The organism is Tractidigestivibacter sp., assembly GCF_057241865.1.
The window spans coordinates 1-19,325 of record NZ_DBHHPX010000007.1; the positions used below are offsets into that span (position 1 = coordinate 1).

Below are 19,325 nucleotides of genomic sequence, written 5' to 3' on the forward strand. Positions count from 1 at the left end.
GCATCAAAGCATCCGGTATCCGGCTCTCAGATGCAACGACTTGAAGATAGGAGGAGCCCATGACCATGATGCTCGTGATATCGCCCGCGAAGCGGATGGATGTGGTCGAAGGACCGCCTGTCGCCGCAACGAGTCCCGAGTTCCTCGCAGACGCACAGCATCTCGCATACGAACTCCGCTCCCTTGGCTATGAGGGAGCCCGTGCCGTTTGGAGCTGCAGCGATGCCCTCGCACGGCCCAACTGGGAGCGACTCTCCACGCTGCCCGAGGACATGGCGAGCGACCCGCGTCTGCTCTCCAGTGCCGTCCTCACGTACGTGGGCATCCAGTATCAGCACCTGGCCCCGCAGGTCATGACCGAACGCGAGCTCACCTGGCTCTCCTCTCACCTGCGCATACTCTCAGGGATGTACGGGACTCTCCGCCCACTTGACGGCGTCGTGCCCTACAGGCTCGAGATGCAGGCAAGGCTTGCCGTGGGCGGGCATCGCGACCTCTACGGTTTTTGGGGAGAGACTTCTCGATGCCCTTGTCCGCTCCGGTGCCACGCCCCTGGTAAACGTTGCCTCGCAGGAGTACGCCAAGGCCGTGGTCCCCTGGGCAAGAAAGGCCGGCATGCCGATTGTCACCTGCGTCTTTGGGGAACTTCGCACATCGGACGGAAAGTTTGTCCAACGTGCAACCGAGGCGAAGGCCGCTCGAGGTGCCTTTGTGCGCTGGTGCGCCGAGCGGGGCGTTGAGAGTGTCGATCTGCTCGCGGAGTTTGCAGAGCGCGGGTATCGCCTGAGTCGAAGTCGCTCAACCGAGGAGAGGCTCACGTTTGTGCGCGTGCAGGCGTAGCGCCAGCACAAGCAGATGCACGAGGAACACGAGAAGACCCAGGTAGCACAATCTACCCGGGTCTTCGCTGTTGGCGCCTACTCCCCCATGTAGTCTTTGAGCCTACCGGAACGACTGGGATGGCGCAGCTTGGCAAGCGTCTTGGACTCAATCTGGCGGATGCGCTCGCGCGTCACACCAAACTCGCGGCCGACCTCCTCAAGCGTGCGGGGATGCCCGTCCTCAAGGCCAAAGCGGAACTTGATAACCTTGCGCTCACGGTCGGCAAGCCCGTCAAGCACCTGGTCGAGCTGCTCGCGGAGCATGGAGTCGCTCGCGGCCTCGGGCGGCGCCACGGCAGAGGAATCCTCGATGAAGTCACCCAGCTGGGAGTCCTCCTCCTCGCCAATGGGCGTCTCGAGCGAGACGGGCTCCTGGCTGATCTTCTGGATCTCGCGCACGCGATCGGGAGTCATGCCCATCTCGGCACCAATCTCCTCGGGTGTGGGGTCGCGGCCAAGGTCCTGCAAGAGCTGACGCTGCACGCGAATGAGCTTGTTGATCGTCTCGACCATATGGACCGGAATACGAATGGTGCGGGCCTGGTCGGCGATGGCGCGGGTGATGGCCTGACGAATCCACCACGTGGCATACGTGGAGAACTTGAAGCCCTTCGTGTAGTCGAACTTCTCGACCGCGCGAATCAGGCCAAGGTTGCCCTCCTGGATAAGGTCGAGGAAAAGCATGCCACGGCCTACATAGCGCTTGGCGATGGAGACCACGAGGCGCAGGTTTGCAGAGATGAGCTGCTGCTTTGCGTCAAGGCCCACCTGCTCGATGCGCATGAGGCGGCGCTGCTCGGCGCGGGCAAGCTCAATCTCACCGTTCTCGGCGGCCTCGAGCCTCTTGGAGGCCTCGGTACCGGCCTCGATCTTCATGGCCAGATGGACCTCCTCGTCGGCGGTGAGCAGGTCTACCTTGCCAATCTCCTTGAGGTACATGCGCACTGGGTCGCCCGTGAGCATGACGGTTGAGGTGTCCTGTCGACGCGCACGCGCGCGGCTCGAGCGCTTGGGCTTGGAGACCTTGGCCTTGGGCACTGAGCGGAGGGCCTCCTTTATCTCCTTGGCCTCGTCGGCAGCCTCGGACTCCTCGTCATCCTCGCTGTCAAGCGAGTCCTCATCGTCGGAGAAGCTGTCATCCGAGCCAAAGTCATCGTCATCGTCGTCACCAGTGTCAATGGAGCCGAGACCGTAGGCGGGGTTAGCCACCTCGCCCGACGCGGTGATCTCGACGCCCCTGGAGCGCAGCGAGTCATAGAGGTCGGAGAGCTCGTCCCCATCAACGTCGACGTCGCGGATAGCAACCTGGATGTCATCCTCGGACACGCTCCCGCCCGATTTGGCAGAGGCGCTCACCAGCACATCGACCACGCGTCCCAGCTCGTCGGAGAGCTTGATGTCGTCCTTCGTCTTCTTTGCAGCAGCCAAGTTATTCCCTTCGACGCAATAGCCTTCAAGATGCTACCCGTTTTTACTGCTCAACAACAGAGGAAAGTTTCTTTGTCAGCGCATTGATACGCTTCTGGAGCGACGTTGCCTGCTCAAAGAGCGCCTCGGCGTTCTCGCCACCCGCATCACCGGCCTGGCGCAGACGGGATTTGATCTCGCGCACACGCCGTTTACACGAGTAGAGCTCAACAGAATCCACGAGGAAGGCGACCTTCTCGTGCGTGTCCATCCCCATGCTCGAGACAACGCGACCGGACGAGAGAATCTGTGGCGCATCGGGCTCGACCGCCGTCGCCGCCGCAACGACGTCTGCGGGCGAGGTGCCCTCCGGCGTGGCGAGCATGGCCCAGGCCATCCCCTCGTGGCGTGAGTCCACCCACATCACGTCTGCTAAGCGGTCCGCATAGGAGCGAACCTCGTCTGGCATGGCTGCAAGCATCGAGAGGAGCTCGTGCTCGACGGCAACCTGCATGCGCTCGTCACCCGAGAGCATCCGTGAAACCGAGAAGGAACCGCCTCCTGCGGGAGTGGCGGCCACAGGGGCGACGTTCCCGTCCCCGTAGGCCTCTGCCGGCACATAGTCATCGGGCATGGGCACGTAGTCGTCTTCGTCGCCAGAAGCCGGCGGTGCGGCAGCGGCAGACGGAGCGCTTGCGGCCTCGCGACGCCGCGGTGCCCCGGGTTCAGACGCCTTCACGGGCTTCTCGCGAATCACGCGCTTTGTCTCTGCCGCGTCCATGCCCAGGGCGTCCGCAAGCTGCGTGGCGTACTCGTCGAGAAGGACCGAGTGCTTAAGCGGGGCCAGGAGCTGGGCCATCTCGTCGAGCGCCTTGATACGACGCCCTGGCGCCGAGAGGTCGTAGCTGGCCAGGCGCTTGGAGAACACGAAGTCCATGAGCGGCACCGCTTTGTCGAGCTGCTTCTGCATGGCCGAGGCGTCATGGGACGAGAGGAACTCCATCGGGTCCCGCCCGTCTGGCAGCACCACGCAGGTCATCGAGGCAGAGGTCTTGTCGAGAAACTGCACGGCACGCTCGGCCGCGCGCTGACCCGCCTCGTCACCGTCAAACATGCAGATGATGCGAGAGACGCGCTGGCGCTCCATGAGGCGGATGTGGTCTATGCGAAACGCAGTGCCCAGCGCCGCCACGGCGTTGGTGAAGCCCGCCTCGTGCATGGCGATCACGTCGGTGTAGCCCTCGCAGACGATGGCCGTGCCGGTGGCAGCCATGGCCTCCTTGGCACGGTCATAGGCAAAGAGGTGCCTGCCCTTGTTGAAGACCGTGGTGTCACGGGTGTTGAGGTACTTGGGGGCATTGTTGGCGGGACGCAGGATACGGCCGCCAAAAGCGATGGTCCTGCCCTGCTCGTCGTGGATGGGAAACATCGCACGGTCGTAGAACCAATCGGCAAGGCGCCCCGAGCGTTCGACCGCCAGGTTTGCGGCAATCATCTCCTTGGGACTGTAGCCCCTCTCGCGCAGGTGTGCCACAAGCGAGCCGCGCCCCGGAGCATAGCCCAGATGCCAGCGACGACACACGTCGGAGCCAAAGCCACGACCGGCAAGGTATGCCCGCGCGGCAGTAGGGCCTTCGCCGCGGCCGCGCATGAGCATGGTGTGGTAGTAGTCGTCCGCAAGCGTAAGCTCCTCAATCAGGCGGTTCTTGCGGGGCCCACGCGAGGCGCTCCTGTCCTCGGCAAGCTCGATGCCCGCGCGGTCGGCCAGGTAGCGAATGGAATCGGGAAACGAGAGGTTCTCGCGCTTCATCACATACTTGAAGACGTCGCCACCCTCGCTGCACGCGCCGAAGCAGTGCCAGAGGCCCGTTGCCGGGTCAACCTTGAACGAGGGGGTCTTCTCGTGGTGGAACGGACAGCAGCCCCAAAACTCGCGGCCTCGCTGGCGCAGCTCGACCGTCTCACCCACCAGCTGCACGATGTCGATGGCCTGGCGAACCCGCTCCTTGTCCTCGTCGCTGATCACACGACCACCCCCACACATCCCTCTCCGACGTTATCCCGTACCCAATGGATGTTCCCCAACACCGTGGCTTCCAGTTCGGCAAGCGAGTCAAATCGACGAGAGGGGCGAAGGCGGCGGAGAAACACCACGCGTGCCTCCTCTCCGTAGACATCGCCCGAGAAGCCCACGAGATTCGCCTCGAGCATGGGATGCGCGGACACGTTGAACGTGGGAGGGACGCCCACGTTGACCGCAGCCGGCCAGACGCTGCCGCCAATGCAGGCGAGACAGGCGTAGACACCATCGGCGGGCAGGCAGTCGCGCCCGTCCAGCTCCACGTTGGCCGTAGGGAAGCCAAAGGAGGTGCCCTCGCCTCGGCCATGGATGATGCGCCCAGCCAGGAAGTGATGCCTCAGCAGGAGCTCGGCGGCCTTGTCGACCTTACCCTCGCGCAGGAGCCCACGCACGCGCGTGGCCGAGACCGGGCTTCCCCCCACCGAGACGAGCGCATGCCCAAAGGCCTCGAAGCCGTGCTTCTCGCCCAGCCGCGTCATCGTCGCGACCGTGCCCGCGCCACCGGCGCCAAAGCGGAAGTTCTCGCCCACGTGGATGGCCGCCGGGAAGAAGATGCCGCCCAGGACCTCGGTGACGTAGCGGTCATATGGAAGCGCCGCGAACTCGGGCGTGAAGCGGTGGACCACGACGGCATCCGCCCCCGCAAGGGCAAGCGAGCGCACGCGGTCCGCATCCGAGAGCAGCCGCTCGGGAGAGCGCCTGGAGAGAACCTTTGAAGGGTCGGGGTCAAAGGTCACGATGGCAAGCGGAAGGTTGCGCGCACGGGCATCCGCAGCCGCCTCGGCGATAAGGGCGCGGTGGCCTGCGTGGAGCCCGTCGAAGGCGCCAATCACGCAGACAAAGCGCTGGCTGGGACCCAGCGTCACGCCAGGCGCAAGGTAGGCCGTACCAGAGTTCACGGGCACGGAAGCCCCCAGACGCACCCCCGAGAGCACCGATGCCGCCGCAAGCCGGCGCGCCTCGGCGGGAACAAGCGGCCATGTGGGCCTGCGCCACGCAGGGGTACCGGAGAAGGGCTCGGCTCTCATGCGCATGCCCCCATGATGCCCGCCGGAAAGTTGACCTCGCAGGCAAGGCCACGCCCTCCACAGCTCCACACGCCAACGAGGCGCTGGTCGAAGACCATGGCCACGCGCTCGCCAACGCGCGGGGCACGAAGCGTGCCGTCCTTGTCGCATACCATGCCGGCAACCAGAGCCTTACCGCAGGCAGCGTCGGCGGCCTCCACGGCGTCGAGCTGGCGCACTGGTACGCCTAGGGCAGCAACCGGGTCGAGCGCATGGGCGAGAACCTCCGTGGGGTCGTGCGCCGCATCGACGGCATCGAGCGAAAGGCAGGCATCAAGGCCAACCGAGCCCGATTGCGTACGCCTGAGCGCCACAAGGTGCGCGGCAGACCCCGCAGCGCGGCCAATGTCGCGTGCGAGGCTCCGCACGTAGGCCCCCTTGGAGACGTCAAAGTCCACGACCCAGGCGAGCTGCCCCCCGACAGAGGCAATCTCTACAAGCGTGGCCGAGAAGACCGTGATGCGGCGGGGCGCAAGCTCGGGTGTCTTCCCCTCGCGCGCAAGCGCGTAGGAACGCTTGCCACCCACAGAGATGGCAGAGTAGGCAGGCGGGACCTGGTCCTGCTCGCCCACAAAGCGAGCGAGAGTCTCGCGGGCCACGTCCTCGCTGGCAAGGCGCTCGGGGACGTTCGCCGCCACCGTAGGTGCGCCATCGGCGTCGTCCGTGTCGGTCTCGCAGCCAAAGAGGATGCTCCCCGTGTAGCGCTTTCGCTCAGCGGTGAGAAGGCCCATGAGACGCGTGCCCTGACCCACACCCACGACCATGACGCCAGATGCCGCCGGGTCAAGCGTGCCAGCGTGCCCAACGCGACGCTCCCCCAAGGCGCGCCGCACGTGGTTCACCACGTCGTGGCTGGTCATACCGCAGGGCTTGTCAATGCCGAGGAGGGCGTTGGCACCCGACTCGCCGCGTCTCACCGCGACGCACCTTGCGCGTCGGTCGCAGAAACGTCTGGGGAAGCAGCGCCGCGTGCTGGGGCATCATCGAAGAGTGCGCACAGCTTGGGGAGCACGATGGCGCGCACCTCGTCCACGGTGCCCGTGGCGGTGAACCCCGCTGCGGCACGGTGTCCGCCCCCACCCATCTCGCGCGCAATGCCCGAGACGTCCAGGTTGCACTTGGAGCGGAGGTTGCCGCGGACCTTGCCGCCATCGACCTCCTTGAGGAAGAGCGCCGCCTTGGCGCCCTCGATACAGCGGACAAGGTCGATAAGGCCGTCCAGCTCATCGAGCGTGACGCCGGCCTTGGCTATGTCCTCGGCCGTGGCAAAGCTGTAGGCAATGCGCCCCTCCGCGAAGGTCTGTATGCGCGCGAGCACACGAGCGGCCAGGTGCACGTAGGCAAGGCGGTCGGACTGGTACACGTTGAGCGCGACCTCCGAGGGCGAGGCACCGGCCTCAACCAGCATGCTTGCGGTCTCGAAGGCCTCACTGTCGGCGTTCTGGTACTGGAAGCGACCCGTGTCGGTCACGATGGCGCAGAGGAGGTTCTGTGCGATCGTGGGCGTAAGCTCCCGCGAGACATGCAGGCAGAACTCCGAGACGATGACGCCCGTGGCAGCAGCATCGGGACGCACCACGCCGGCATCCCAGAAGGGCTCGCCGGAGGGGTGGTGGTCGAGAACGGCCACGTGATGCGCGCGGGCGCAAATCCCCTCGGCGTCGGCCAGGCGCGACATCTGCGAGAGGTCCACGCAGATAAAGAGGTCGGGCGTCACGTCGTAGTCTGCCGCGTGCACGAAGGTGCCGGAGCCCGGCAGGAACCGATAGATCCTTGGGACGGGGTCCTTGTCGGCCAGAAGGTTAGTCACGCGCTTGCCCGGCCACGCGGTGCGAATGATCTCGGCGAGCGCAAGGCCAGAGCCAATGGCATCGCCGTCGGGCGAGGTGTGTGCGCAAATCGCGATAGTGTCGGCCTCCTCGATCAGCGCGACAACACCCCGGAACAGCTCGGCCTGCTCCATGTATTCGGATACCCTCATCAAGCTCTTCCCTACTCGCCCTCAGCGTCCTCGGCAGAAGGGTCACCCTCCACAGAAGGTCCTGCGATTGCCTCGCCAGAGGCGTCCTTGGCATCCGACGCAATGGGGTAGCCATTCTCGTCCTTCTCGACCCCAAGCGTGGGCGGCACGTTCTCGAGCGCGCGAGAGATGCGTTCTGCCTCGTCGGTGGTGGTGTCGATCTGGAACGCCAGCTCGGGCGTCACGCGCCAGCCGAGCGCGTGGCCAAGAAGCGAGCGGATACGCCCCTTGGCGCGCTCGAGGGCCGCGGAGACCTCATCGTAGCGGGAGGCCTCACAGCTCACGTAGGCGCGCATGAAGGACTTGTCGACCGAGACCTCCACACTCGTGACGGTCACGAGCTGCAGGTCTGGATCGGAGACTTCGAAGAGCATGATGGTAGCGAGCTTCTCGCGCGCAAGCTCGTTGGTCCGGCGCGAGTGCTGGTTCTGCTTCATGTGTGCCTCCCTACTCCGTACGCGCGACCTCTTCGACGCGGTAAGCCTCGATCTGGTCGCCAGGGTGGATGTCCTGGAAGTTCTCCAGGCCTATGCCGCACTCGAAGCCGGCCTTGACGCTCTTGACGTCATCCTTGTAGCGCCTGAGCGAGGCGATCTTGCCCTCGTAGACCACGATGCCGTCACGCACGAGACGAACCCGGTCGTCGCGGGAGACCTCGCCCTCGGAGATCATGCAGCCGGCGGCAATGCCAACCTTGGGCACCTTGAAGGTGTCGCGAACCTCGGCAACGCCGGTCTGGACCTCCTCCTCGGTAGGCTTGAGCATGCCGATACGTGCCGCATCGATGTCCTCGATGGCCTTGTAGATGACGCTGTAGGAGCGAATCTCGACGCCATCGCGCTCGGCGGCGGCGCGTGCCTTGGCATCCGGGCGCACACCAAAGCCAATGATGATCGCGTTGGATGCGTCGGCAAGCGTGACGTCCGTCTCGGTGATGGCGCCCACGGCCGCGTGGATCGTGTTGATGCGGACCTCGGACTGGTCCATCTTGTCGAGCGAGTCCTGGAGCGCCTCGATGGAGCCCTGGACGTCGGCCTTGATGATGAGGTTGAGCTCCTTGACCTCGGCGTCGGCCATGGTGTCGAAGAGGTTCTCGAGCGTGACGTGCTTGACGCGGTTCTGCTCCTCGATGCGGACCTTAAGGGCGCGCTGGTCGGCAAGGTCGCGGGCATCGCGGTCGTCCTGGAAGACGCGGAACTCGTCGCCTGCCATGGGGACGCTCTGGAGGCCCAGGATCTCGACAGGATCAGAGGGGCCGGCCTCGTCAACGGGGTTGCCCTTGGGGTCGAGCATGGCGCGCACGCGACCGTAGGCCACACCGGCGACAAGGGCGTCACCCACGTGGAGCGTACCGCGCGTGACCAGCATCGTTGCCACCGAACCGCGACCGCGGTCGAGCTTGGCCTCGAGGACGTTGCCCGAGGCAAAGGTGTCGGGGTTGGCCTTGAGCTCGAGGACGTCGGCCTCGAGAAGGACGGCCTCGAGAAGGTTGTCGATGCCGGCCTTCTTCTTGGCCGAGATGTCGACGAACATGTTCTGTCCGCCCCACTCCTCGGGGATGACGCCGTGCTCGGTGAGCTCCTGACGCACGCGGGTGGGGTCGGCGCCGGGCTTGTCGATCTTGTTTACGGCCACGACGATGGGCACGCCTGCGGCCTTGGCGTGGTTGATCGACTCGACCGTCTGGGGCATGACGCCGTCGTCTGCGGCGACGATCAGGATGACGATGTCGGTCACCTTGGCACCGCGGGCGCGCATGGCCGTGAAGGTCTCATGGCCAGGGGTGTCGATGAAGGTGATGGTACGGCCGTTGATCTTGACCTGGGAGGCACCGATGGCCTGCGTGATACCACCGGCCTCACCCTCGGCGACGCCCGTGTGGCGGATGGCGTCGAGGAGCGACGTCTTGCCGTGGTCGACGTGGCCCATGACGGTGACCACAGGCGGGCGCGGCTTCAGGTCCTTGGGGTCATCGTAGAAGGTGAAGGAGTTCTCCTCCTCCTTGGTCATGACCTTGACGTCGCGGCCGAGGTCCTCGGCGACCAGCTCGATGAGGTCGTCAGACATGGACTCGGTGAGCGTGAGGGGGTTGCCCAGGAGGAAGAGGCGCTTGATGATGTCGTTGGCGGGCACGCCGAGAAGCTCTGCGAGCTGCGCCACCGTGGCACCCTGCGGGACCTTCACGGTGTCGAGCTGCGAGAGGTCCTGGTCGTTGGCGATGGCCTCCTCTATGCGCCTCTCCTCCGCAGCCTCCTCGGCCTGCTTCTGACGGCGCTCCTTGCGGCGGCGACGACGACCGGTGGACTCACGGGAGGCCTCCTCGACAGCCTCTCGGGCCTCGTCCAGGACGCGACTCCTGTTGTATGCCTCGGCCTCGCGAGCCATGCGGCTGTAGCGGTCCTCGCCCTCGTCACCACGACGCGAGCCCCTGCGGCCCTTGCGGCCGGGACGGCCCTCGCCCTGCTCGGCACCGTCGTCTTGCTCCATGCGAGAGGGCGCAGAGTAGCTACGACGCTCGGCACGGGCATGCTCTGCCTCGCCACGGCGCTCGCGACGACCCTGGCCCTCGGCCTTCTTCTGCGCGGCCTCCTCGGCCTGCTGCTTAAGCACCTGCTCCTGCTGGGCAATCTGGTCAAGCAGCGAGGTGAAGGTGGGCATCGACTTGGGGGCGTTGTCGTGGATGCGATTGCGCTCGGCCTCCTCGGCACGCTCCCTGGCGGCCTTCTCCTCGGCACGCCTCTTCTCCTCCTCGGCGCGCTTCCTCGCAGCCTCGGCGGCAATGCGCTTCTTCTCCTCCTCGGCACGCTCGCGCTCGCGGCGCTTCTCGGCGGCAACGCGCTCCTTCTCGGCCTCTGCCTCCTCGGCCCTCTTGGCCTCGGCGGCTGCCTCCTGCTCCGCCTTCTTGGCGGCCTCGATCTGCGCGGCACGCTCCTCGAGGATGGGCTTGAGCTTCTTGCGCACGATGGAGACATAGGCATCCTCGAGCGTCGAGGATGCAGACTTAGCGGGAATCTTCATGTCGCGGAGATGGTCGAGCATCTCCTTGCTCGTCATCCCGTACTCCTTGGCAAGGTCGTGTACGCGAGTCTTGGCCATGTGACCAACCTTTCATTCACGGGCGACAGCGCCGCCCGGGTAGTGCCTGCTAACAACGGTCCGCCTGGGGACACTAGATCAGGGAATCGGGGTCGTCTGAGACCTCGGCCTCCATAAGCTTCTCGTGGATGCCACAGTAGCGCGAGCCGGGACGAGCCATGTTGCGGCACTGGATGCCGTTCTCGCCCACGTACTCGCAGCGGTGCTGCTCGCCGTTCTCCTCGACCTCGCCCTGGGGGGACTCGGCGGAGCGAGGAAGGTCGCGCAGAACACCTGCGGCCAGAGACTCGTTCTTGATGTCGATGTGCATGCCGGTGAGGTGCGCAGCCAGACGGGCGTTCTGGCCCTCCTTGCCAATGGCCAGCGAGAGCTGGTCGTCGGGCACGATGACCGTAGCGTAGCCGTCCTCGGGCCCAAGTATCACACGAGAGACGCGGGCGGGCGAGAGGGCATTGGCAACGCAACGGGTCTGGTCGTCGGACCAGGGCACCACATCGACGCGCTCGCCACGAAGCTCAGAGACCACGGTGCGCACGCGGCTGCCCTTGGGGCCAACGCAGGCCCCCACGGGATCGAGGTGCTCGTCCTTGGACGAGACGGCAACCTTCGAGCGGATACCGGGCTCACGGGCAATGGAGCGGACCTCGACTACGCCGTCGTAGACCTCGGGGACCTCGAGCTCGAAGAGCCTGCGGATGAGGTCGGGGTGGGTGCGCGAGACCACGATGGGCGGACGCTGGCGCTCGCCGCGAACGGTAGGCTGGTCGTTGTTCGGGTCGCGCACGTCGATGATGATGGCCTTCAGGCGCTGGTTGTGCGAGTAGCGCTCGCCCACGGGACGCTCGTTGCGCTCGTCGGGGTAGCGGCGTTGGTCGAAGTGGGGAAGCTCGGCCTCGACGCCATCGCGGATCTTGATGATCGTGAAGTCGGGCGTGGTCTGGAGGACCGTGCCGGTGATGATGTCGCCGATGCGCTGCGAGAACTCCTCGTAGATCTGGACGCGGGCGGCATTGCGCACGATGGAGCGAATCTCGGCCTTGGCGTGCTGCGCCGCGATGCGGGAGGTGTCGGGCGGGGTGACGTCCTTCTCGTCGAAGTCAAGGTACTCGCCGGTCTCCTCGTCGTAGGACTCCTCCTTGGGGATGAGCTCGTAGACGTAGACCTTGCCGGTGGCGTGATCGATGGTGACGCGCGCGCCATAGGGGAGCTTGAGAATGGATGCGTAGCTCTGGGCAAGCGACTGCTCGAGGCGGTCGAGCACGTAGAGCTCGTCGATGTGCTTCTCCTGGCAGAGCGCCATCAGCGCTTCCATCATCTCTGATGCCATGCGAATTCCTTTCTAGCCCTTGGCCCCGTTTGAGGGGGCGTCGAAGTTCGGCTTGATCTTGCAGCTCTTGACCTGGTCGAAGGGGATGCTCACGCGCTCACCGTCGACGGTGAGGATGACATTGCCGTCATCTAGCCCCTCGAGGCAGCCGGTGAAGTGGCGGCGACCCTCCGTTGCCGTGGTAGCAAGCGAGACGTCCTCGCCGGCGAAGCGCTCGAAGTCGTGCTGGCGACGGAGCGGACGCGAGAGGCCCGGCGACGAGACCTCGAGCGTGAAGGACCCCTCGATGGGATCGAGTTTGTCTATTGTAGCGGACACCCACGCGGTCTCTGCGGCCACCTCATCGAGTGAGATGGGCCCAGCCTCCTCGTCTGCGTGGTCGATACGTACGCGGACGCACGGGTTCTTCTTCGAGCCCACGACTTCGACGTCGACGACATCGATGCCGTGCTCGGGCGCTGCGGCCTCGAGCGCAACCAGGATGCGCTGGCGCGTGTCGTGCTCTGGCACTGCGGGCATGTCCCCTCCTATATTCAATACGTTGCATTTGTCGGCGTCATACCGGATGCTTGCAGATGCAATGCAGGTTCTGGCGGGCAGGGATGCCGTCATGTCGCGTGAGGGCCCCCGGCACCTCGTGAGGGAGAGTGGCATCCTGCCCCGTTCGGGCAAGGCCGCGGATTAGCTGGATGAGGGGGGTCGGCCCCACTTCGCATCTCTTCCAGGGGGTTGCGGCCCCGGGCGGTTCGGGCAGCAGGGCCCGCCGAGACGAGGAAGGAGCGATCCCATGATCTACGCAGGTGTGGACATCGCCAAGATGGACCACGTCGCCGACGCCGTCGACGAGTCGGGCGACCGGGTCGCCAAGGCCATGTCCTTCAAGGACGGCGACGCCGGCTTCGAGAAGTGCGTCGCGTGGCTCGAGGGCGTCGCGGAGGGCCCCGCCGACGTCGCCGTGGCCATGGAAGCGACCGGCCACTACTGGACGGCCTGCCTCACCTACCCCGCCGCCCGCGGCTTCGCCGTCGTGGTAGTGAACCCCGTGCACGTCAAGGCCGTGCGCAGGATCAAGAGCCTCTCCGGCGTGAAGAACGACCGCATCGACGCCTGGCTCATAGCGGAGACGCTGCGCATCGGCGAGTACGACCCGACGCGGCTGGCGACCGACGAGCTGCAGTCCCTCAAGACGCTCACGCGCTGCCGCCAGTCCATCCGCGACTCGATCGCGGAGGCGAAGGCGAAGGCGACCTGCCCCATGGACTCCTACTTCCCGGAGTGCGCGGGGCCCTTCTCCGACATGTTCGGCGCGGCGTCCACGGCGGTGCTCGCCAGGGCGTGCACCCCCTCGGAGGTCTCCAGGACGCGGGCGTCCACGCTGGCGAGGCTGATGTCCGACGCCTCGCGCGGGAGGCTCGGGACCGATAAGGCCGCCGGGCTCAAGGCCGCCGCCAGGCCGTCCGTGGGCATCCGGCTCGGCGAGGAGGCGGCCGCGTTCGAGATCCGCGAGTACGTCGACCTGATAGGCCTCCTTGGGGCGAAGGCCGCCAGGGCCGACGCCCAGATCGCGGAGCTGCTCGACCGCATCGAGCCGCTCGTCCCGACCATACCGGGGATGTCGTCCACGCTGGGCGCCCAGACAGTCGCTGAGATCGGGGACGTGCGCAGGTTCAGGAACGCCGCCTCGGTCGTGAAGTACGCGGGCCTGAACTCGGGGGTGAGCCAGTCGGGCCGGTTCGAGGCGGAAGGCGGGCCCATCACCAAGGCGGGGTCGCCCTATCTGAGGAGGTCGATGTGGCTCGCGGCCGACGCCGCCAGGAGGTTCGACCCCAGGCTGCGAGGGTCCTACGAGAAGAAGCGCGCCGAGGGCAAGTGCCACCGGGTGGCGGTGACGGCCGTCGCCAGGAAGCTGTGCCACATCGTCTACGCGGTCATGCGCGACCAGGCCCCATACGACCCCGAGCGGCGATTCGCCATTGCTCCTGCAAGCATTCGATATTCGGCTTTCAAAGTGCAGGATCCAATAAAACCAAAATCAGTCGAAAAGCTTCTAATCAGGGCTTGACTTCATATAGCTGGTCTCCCTCACACATCGCAGGTACATACAGAAAGGAAGCGGGGCGAGAAGATCCACCCCACTTCCTGCGAATCACAACTGCATTGCAGGTTGAGTATAGGGACTTCTCGGCAGGCGGTCAAGGAGCGAGACGAACGGCGTCACAAGGACGCCACGACGTCGCGATCGGGTCGCGATCGTGAGCAGGGCGGTTGAGCGGAACCCTATTCAGCTATGCTGCAAAACTCGGGAAGGGGTGCCTGACTCAAGCACCCCTCCAGCGTGGTAAGTTGCCGGCGCGGCTGCGGGCGACAGTCTGGCAAATCATCTGGACAAGCGCAATGTCACCGGGCGGAGGAACTCCGCGAGGCACTTCCAACCCCAAGGTTGCGGAGGGCAACATGCTCCTGGACCTCCGTCAGAGATGGAACTCGCATTCTGGCTATTCCGAGTGCTGAGAATGATGCGCGATGCGCGGTGAGGTATGGACCATGCGAGACGAGCTGTACGCCGGCAAGGCCCGGCCTGTCGTTATCGTGCAGAGCGATGGCGTGGGGGGCCTCGACTCCGTCGTGCTTTGCCTGCTCACGTCCTTCGGCTCAAGCAACATACCCACGCGCGTCCGCGTGGAACCCTCGCATCAAAACGGCTTGGAAAAGACGAGCTTCGTGATGACCGACAAGATTGCCTCGGTGAGGCGAGCAATGCTGGACAAGAGAATCGGGAAGCTGGACGAAGAGACGATGGAGGAAGTCTCCAGGAAGCTGAGCGTAGTGCTCGGCCTGTAGGTGTGTCCTTTACGCCTGGGACTAAAGTTGGCCCACTAGGGGCGTTCTGCGGATGGCAGCTGCCGCAGCGTGGCACAAAGATGTTGGTCTTCCTTAGGGAGGTCCGGGGGTGCGCGCGTCGGTCGGCGGCGTCGACCTCGCGGGCCCCGAGGCCTCCACGGACATGACTCGCCGATGCCGGCGCGGAGGCATTGACATGCTCCAAGTCCTACCCGCGCCGACCAGATGCCTTCCTGACGAGAAGCGCAATTCCAAAGATCAGGAGCGCAACCACGAGAACCAGCACGAGGAACATGCCGACTATCTCCCACGCGCCCAGCCCTTGAACCATCGCGAACACCCCTTCTCCGCCGTCATGCATATCCGACCTGCTGAAAAGGTAGTCTGACGCGGTGGAGATGTCTGTAGTTAGACCGATTTGCTACATTTGCCACCCGTCGACGGCGCAGCTACACCCGCAAGCGCGAGCCTAGACGGCAACGACGATCAGGACGTAGGCCTTCCAATCGCCATGCATGTTATAACCAGAGGCGCTGCCGCCGTCCCACGCTACGGCAGAGCGATTCTCGTCAGCGTCCTTCATGTCTCCGATTTCGCTCACGTGAATCGTCGTGCCTGGGGATTCCGGGGAAGCACTGGGCAGAAACTCCGGGAAGTAGCCTGCAGACGCCAGCGCAGATGCAGCCGCATCCGCGCGCATGCCCGTCACGTCTGGGACATCGCCGAAATCGGAGGAGATGAATCCATTTGGTGATTCGACGTAAGCGTACTGAGGCCGAGAAACCAAGAAGATGACCACAACGGCAGACACAATGGCAACGCTTGCGAGAAAACACTTGAGGAAGAGCCGAAGGTAAGGCGGCCGCGAGCCATGGAGGGCGTCGGACGTCATCTCGGAGGTCTCATTGCAGGGAGCACCTTCTTGCGCCAACGCACTCTGCCACTGGGCGCACGAGGGCATTCTCAGGAACTCTGCCTTTGTCGACACCCCAAGCTTCTGGTAGGCCCGCTGCCGATAGCTGCCAACGGTCGACGCCCCAACACCCATAAGCGGGGCAGCGTCAGCTGCGGTGAGGCCCATGACTACCGTCCGGGCCGCATCCGCCTCGCGCTCGGAGAGTCCCGCACCCTTGAGCAGGCTTTCGAACGATGAGGGACCATGGGGAATGGAGAGATGGTCTGCCATGGCTGAATCTCCCGACCTTCTCGGAGAATATCGCTTTATCCTAAACAACCGGCGCATTTGCGCAGTTGCGCAGTGCTGGTTTTAAGAATAAGCGATATTCTGCGCGAAGGACGGGAGACCCGAGCGCCACAGCCTCAGCCGTCTAGTGCACGCGACAGGGAATGGGGTGCGGCGGCGTCTTGGGCTTCTTGAGCCCGGCCGTCACCACGGCACCCTTGGGGCACGCGTCCAGGCACGCACCGCAACGCACACAGGCGCGCTGGTCGACCACGTGGACAAACCCGGGCTTGCCCTCGATGGCGTCCTCCTCGCACGCGCCCAGGCACTCGCCGCAGCCGGTGCAGCGCGAGACCAGGATGTGATAGGTGACAAGCGCACGGCAGGTTCCCGCAGGGCACTGGTGCCGCGAGACGTGCGCCTCGAGCTCGTCGCCAAACAGGTCGAGCGCCTGTGCGGCCACACCGGCCATGCGCTGGCCCACCTCGCAGAGCGCCTGCTCCGCCATCGTGGGTGCAAGATCTCGGATGAGATCGGGGTCGGCAGCCTGGCCCTTGCCGGCACATGCGTCGGCGAGAATGGCGCAGAGCTGGTGGCCGCCCTCGTTGCCAAAGACGCAGCGACCGCAGCACTCGCGGTGGAAGCCGTCGAGGATCTCGCGCACGGCGTCGACGGCGCAGTCGCCCGTGCCTATCACGCGCACCTCGTCGCAGGAAAGGGTCACGGCATCGCCAAAGTGCGCCGGTGCCACGAAGGCGCACATGGGGTAGCCCAGGTAGACGGCCTTGGTATCATCGGCGGAGACGCCGGCCGCACCGAGAAGCTCCGCGACCGTGGTCGCGGCGGCCGTGTCCACGCGCGTCTCGCCCACGTAGACCGTCTTGCGCTCGTCTCCGCGCAGCCAGCGCTCGCCGGGCACGACCGGGTCGCAGCCCTCGGTTGCCCCGCTCACGGCGGAGGGCAGTGGCTTCTCGCCGACAAGGACGCGCGAGGCGGCGGTGTCGTTGGCGTAGACGAAGCCGAAGGAGTCGTCCGCCGTGACGAGGCTCCCCTCGCCCAGCGCCGCGACGACGTCGGTCGCGGAGGCGGGCACGAGCAGACGCACGTCCTCCTCCGCCACGCGACGCGCGGCCGTCTCGAGGTTGGAACGGAGCAGCTCGAGCGCGACCGGGTGCGAGCGGTCGAGCGGCATGAAGTTGACGAGAGTCATCAGTTTGCGCTCCTTTGCGGGTACTCGTTCCACAGCTTCGGGCGCTCGAGGGTCAGGCGCAGGTCGCATTGGAGGCAGCGCGACGCCTCGCGCTCCGCCTCGGACTCCGCGAACGGGCACTCGTACTGCCTGAAGTTGTCGCGGCGCTCTGCCGCGGGCGCGATCTTGGGCTCGAGCGGCACGTCGTAGAAGTGCTCGCCCGCATGCCCGATGCGCTGCTCGGGAGCCTCGGGGTCGAGAAGCACCTCGGAGATGTCGCCGTCACCGCCCAGGTAGCGGTCGATGGCCTGGGCCGCCTCGCGGCCGCCCTCGATGGCGGCGATCACGGACTTGGTGCCCGTCACGGCGTCGCCAGCGGCGAAGATGCCCTCCTCGCTCGTGCGGTGCTCGGCGTCGGCCACCACGTACGGGCCGTGCGTGAGCTCGAGGCCCATGTCGCGCGTGTCCTCGGGCTTCTGCCCAACAGCAAAGATCACGTGGTCTGCGGGGAGCGTGAGCTCGCCTCCCTCCACGAGCTCGGTCACGGCACGGTGGTTCTCGTCGAAGTAGAACTTGGCGATCTTGTTGATGGTGATGGAGCCCACCTTGCCCGAGCCCTCCTCAGACTCGTTGATGGAGGTGAACGCATAGGCGTCGTGCAGGACCACACCCTCCTCGGCTGCCTCCTCGCGCTCCTCGGGGGTTGAGGTCATGGCGGCCTCGGCCTCGAGGCAGGCGACGTCCACGCTCGTGGCACCAAGGCGCACGGCGGTGCGGGCGCAGTCGTAGGCCACGTTTCCGCCGCCGAGAACCACCACGCGCCCCTTCACCTCGACGGGCTCGCCCTTGCGGGCGGCCTTGAGGAAGTCGGTGTTGCGGATGACGCCGGAGAGGTCGTGGCCCTTCATGGGGAGCACCGTGCCGTCGAAGGTGCCAACGGTCACCAGCACCGCGTCATAGCTGCCGAGGAGCGACTTCACGTCGTGCAGGCGCTCGCCGCAGCGCAGCTCGATGCGGGGCCTCTCGTCCGCCCCCTGCGCCACCTCGAGGATGGTCGAGACCTCGCGGTCGAGAACCTCGTCGGGCAGGCGGTAGGCGGGGATGCCGTAGCGGAGCTGGCCGCCGGGGCGATCCTGGGCCTCGAAGACCGTGACCGCATGGCCCTTCTCGGCAAGGTAGTAGGCTGCGGTGAGGCCGGCGGGACCCGCGCCCACGACGGCCACGCGCTTGCCCGAGAGCGGCTCGTGGCGCACACGCGACTTCCACTCGCCCGTGTCGCGCACGGCGGCGGCGCGCTTGAGCCTGCAGATGGAGAGCGGCCCCTCCAGGTGGTTGCGCTTGCACCCGCCCTGGCAGTTGTGCGTGCAGATCGAGCCGAGGGTCTCGGGGAACGGGACCTTCTCGCGCACGACGGCCGTGGCCTGCTCCCACTCCCCCGCCTTCACGTGGCGCAGGTAGCGCGGGATGTCGATGTGCGCGGGGCAGCCGGAGCGGCAGGGCACCACGTTGTCCTCGCGGCTGCGCCCGGGCTTGTTGAGGCCGAGAACGTCCACGATAGAGCCCGTGGGGCACACCTCGACGCAGGCACCGCAGAAGCGACAGCCTGCCTCCTCGAGCGAGACTCCCCCGTCGATGCCGATGCGCACGCCGTCCTCGGTGCGCTGGTAGTCGAGAACCCCAACGCCACGCAGCTCGCGGCAGGCGCGCACGCAGCGGCCGCAGCGCACGCAGCGCGTGAACATGTGGGTGATGAGCGGGTTCGAGTCGTCCGTGGGGACGGTGCGGGCGCGGCAGCGCCAGCGCGCGGGCGAGACGCCCAGGTACTGGTACATGGACTGCAGCTCGCAGACACCGTACTTGGGGCAGCCGGTGCAGTCCGAGGGGTGCGTGGCAAGGATGAGCTCCATTGCCATCCTGCGCACGCGGTCGGCGCAGGCGGCGTGGGAGTCGACGACCATGCCCTCCCTCACCTGCGTCTTACAGGCGGGAACGGCGTGGCCGGACCCGTCCACCTCCACGGCGCACAGCCTGCAGCCGCCCACGGCCTCGAGGTCCGGGTGCTTGCAGAGGTGCGGGATGAAGACCCCCGCATCGAGCGCGGCATCGAGCACGGAGGTGCCCTCGGCGGCCTCGACCTCGCTTCCGTCAATCGTCAGCTTCATCATGTCCCTCTCCAACGACAATGATGGTCTTCCAAGACGGTGCGCCCCGCCGCAAGCGCAGCGGGGCGCACC

15 protein-coding genes and 1 pseudogene are annotated in these 19,325 nt (G+C 65.9%); 3 read left to right on the plus strand and 13 right to left on the minus strand.

Annotated elements, in window-relative coordinates; genetic code table 11:
• Positions 1–95: 95 nt before the first annotated feature.
• Positions 96–840 (plus strand): annotated as a pseudogene (locus ACO59D_RS03520) (YaaA family protein).
• Between the two features lie 77 nt (positions 841–917).
• Here the strand turns inward: ACO59D_RS03520 and rpoD are convergent.
• The 9 genes from rpoD to ACO59D_RS03565 all read right to left on the minus strand — a co-directional run bounded on the left by rpoD (position 918) and on the right by ACO59D_RS03565 (position 12,388).
• Positions 918–2,309, minus strand: a complete 1,392-nt coding sequence (gene rpoD / locus ACO59D_RS03525) for an RNA polymerase sigma factor RpoD (RefSeq protein ID WP_485125792.1) — start codon at positions 2,307–2,309, stop codon at positions 918–920.
• Positions 2,310–2,352: 43 nt separating this feature from the next.
• Positions 2,353–4,314: a DNA primase gene (gene dnaG / locus ACO59D_RS03530; RefSeq protein WP_485125793.1), complete on the minus strand. Its 1,962-nt coding sequence runs from the start codon at positions 4,312–4,314 to the stop codon at positions 2,353–2,355.
• Complete coding sequence (gene ribF / locus ACO59D_RS03535) at positions 4,311–5,396, minus strand: riboflavin biosynthesis protein RibF (protein WP_485125794.1); 1,086 nt, start codon at positions 5,394–5,396, stop codon at positions 4,311–4,313. Before ribF ends, dnaG begins: the two co-directional genes overlap by 4 nt.
• A complete protein-coding gene (truB, locus tag ACO59D_RS03540; protein WP_485125795.1) occupies positions 5,393–6,352 on the minus strand; it encodes a tRNA pseudouridine(55) synthase TruB in 960 nt (319 codons plus the stop codon). Before truB ends, ribF begins: the two co-directional genes overlap by 4 nt.
• Positions 6,349–7,416 carry a DHH family phosphoesterase gene (locus ACO59D_RS03545; protein WP_130811976.1) on the minus strand — a complete coding sequence of 356 codons (1,068 nt, stop codon included), beginning with the start codon at positions 7,414–7,416 and terminating at the stop codon, positions 6,349–6,351. The genes truB and ACO59D_RS03545 overlap by 4 nt, the downstream gene beginning before the upstream one ends.
• Positions 7,417–7,427: 11 nt before the next feature.
• Positions 7,428–7,892 carry a 30S ribosome-binding factor RbfA gene (gene rbfA, locus ACO59D_RS03550; RefSeq protein WP_130811975.1) on the minus strand — a complete coding sequence of 155 codons (465 nt, stop codon included), beginning with the start codon at positions 7,890–7,892 and terminating at the stop codon, positions 7,428–7,430.
• Between the two features lie 10 nt (positions 7,893–7,902).
• On the minus strand, positions 7,903–10,551 hold the full coding sequence (gene infB, locus ACO59D_RS03555) for a translation initiation factor IF-2 (RefSeq protein ID WP_130811974.1): 2,649 nt from the start codon (positions 10,549–10,551) through the stop codon (positions 7,903–7,905).
• A gap of 73 nt (positions 10,552–10,624) precedes the next feature.
• Positions 10,625–11,878 (minus strand): transcription termination factor NusA, encoded by a 1,254-nt coding sequence (gene nusA / locus ACO59D_RS03560; protein ID WP_130811973.1) that lies wholly within the window; start codon positions 11,876–11,878, stop codon positions 10,625–10,627.
• A gap of 12 nt (positions 11,879–11,890) precedes the next feature.
• The gene (locus ACO59D_RS03565; RefSeq protein ID WP_485125850.1) at positions 11,891–12,388 is read right to left on the minus strand and encodes a ribosome maturation factor RimP; all 498 of its coding nucleotides are present in this window, start codon (positions 12,386–12,388) and stop codon (positions 11,891–11,893) included.
• Between the two features lie 277 nt (positions 12,389–12,665).
• On the opposite strand from ACO59D_RS03565, the gene ACO59D_RS03570 reads away from it, so the two are divergent.
• A complete protein-coding gene (locus tag ACO59D_RS03570) occupies positions 12,666–13,940 on the plus strand; it encodes an IS110 family RNA-guided transposase (protein ID WP_485125796.1) in 1,275 nt (424 codons plus the stop codon).
• A gap of 461 nt (positions 13,941–14,401) precedes the next feature.
• Positions 14,402–14,719 (plus strand): type II toxin-antitoxin system PemK/MazF family toxin, encoded by a 318-nt coding sequence (locus tag ACO59D_RS03575; RefSeq protein ID WP_485125797.1) that lies wholly within the window; start codon positions 14,402–14,404, stop codon positions 14,717–14,719.
• Positions 14,720–14,927: 208 nt separating this feature from the next.
• On the opposite strand, the gene ACO59D_RS03580 is transcribed toward ACO59D_RS03575, so the two are convergent.
• The 4 genes from ACO59D_RS03580 to ACO59D_RS03595 form a co-directional block, all read right to left on the minus strand.
• Positions 14,928–15,050, minus strand: coding sequence for a hypothetical protein (locus ACO59D_RS03580; RefSeq protein WP_485125798.1), 123 nt, complete (start codon positions 15,048–15,050; stop codon positions 14,928–14,930).
• 138 nt (positions 15,051–15,188) lie between these two features.
• A complete protein-coding gene (locus ACO59D_RS03585; RefSeq protein WP_485125799.1) occupies positions 15,189–15,905 on the minus strand; it encodes a helix-turn-helix transcriptional regulator in 717 nt (238 codons plus the stop codon).
• 142 nt (positions 15,906–16,047) lie between these two features.
• The gene (locus ACO59D_RS03590) at positions 16,048–17,112 is read right to left on the minus strand and encodes an NADH-ubiquinone oxidoreductase-F iron-sulfur binding region domain-containing protein (RefSeq protein WP_485125800.1); all 1,065 of its coding nucleotides are present in this window, start codon (positions 17,110–17,112) and stop codon (positions 16,048–16,050) included.
• Complete coding sequence (locus ACO59D_RS03595; RefSeq protein ID WP_485125801.1) at positions 17,112–19,256, minus strand: FAD-dependent oxidoreductase; 2,145 nt, start codon at positions 19,254–19,256, stop codon at positions 17,112–17,114. The genes ACO59D_RS03590 and ACO59D_RS03595 overlap by 1 nt, the downstream gene beginning before the upstream one ends.
• Positions 19,257–19,325: the final 69 nt, after the last annotated feature.

Bases quoted from the DNA above. Each gene is read 5' to 3' on its own strand.
- ribF (WP_485125794.1), bottom strand. From the start codon at position 5,396: ATGAGAGCCGAGCCCTTCTCCGGTACCCCTGCGTGGCGCAGGCCCACA.
- ACO59D_RS03545 (WP_130811976.1), bottom strand. From the start codon at position 7,416: ATGAGGGTATCCGAATACATGGAGCAGGCCGAGCTGTTCCGGGGTGTT.
- rbfA (WP_130811975.1), bottom strand. From the start codon at position 7,892: ATGAAGCAGAACCAGCACTCGCGCCGGACCAACGAGCTTGCGCGCGAG.
- infB (WP_130811974.1), bottom strand. From the start codon at position 10,551: ATGGCCAAGACTCGCGTACACGACCTTGCCAAGGAGTACGGGATGACG.
- nusA (WP_130811973.1), bottom strand. From the start codon at position 11,878: ATGGCATCAGAGATGATGGAAGCGCTGATGGCGCTCTGCCAGGAGAAG.
- ACO59D_RS03570 (WP_485125796.1), top strand. From the start codon at position 12,666: ATGATCTACGCAGGTGTGGACATCGCCAAGATGGACCACGTCGCCGAC.
- ACO59D_RS03575 (WP_485125797.1), top strand. From the start codon at position 14,402: ATGCGCGGTGAGGTATGGACCATGCGAGACGAGCTGTACGCCGGCAAG.
- ACO59D_RS03580 (WP_485125798.1), bottom strand. From the start codon at position 15,050: ATGGTTCAAGGGCTGGGCGCGTGGGAGATAGTCGGCATGTTCCTCGTG.
- ACO59D_RS03585 (WP_485125799.1), bottom strand. From the start codon at position 15,905: ATGGCAGACCATCTCTCCATTCCCCATGGTCCCTCATCGTTCGAAAGC.
- ACO59D_RS03590 (WP_485125800.1), bottom strand. From the start codon at position 17,112: ATGACTCTCGTCAACTTCATGCCGCTCGACCGCTCGCACCCGGTCGCG.
- ACO59D_RS03595 (WP_485125801.1), bottom strand. From the start codon at position 19,256: ATGATGAAGCTGACGATTGACGGAAGCGAGGTCGAGGCCGCCGAGGGC.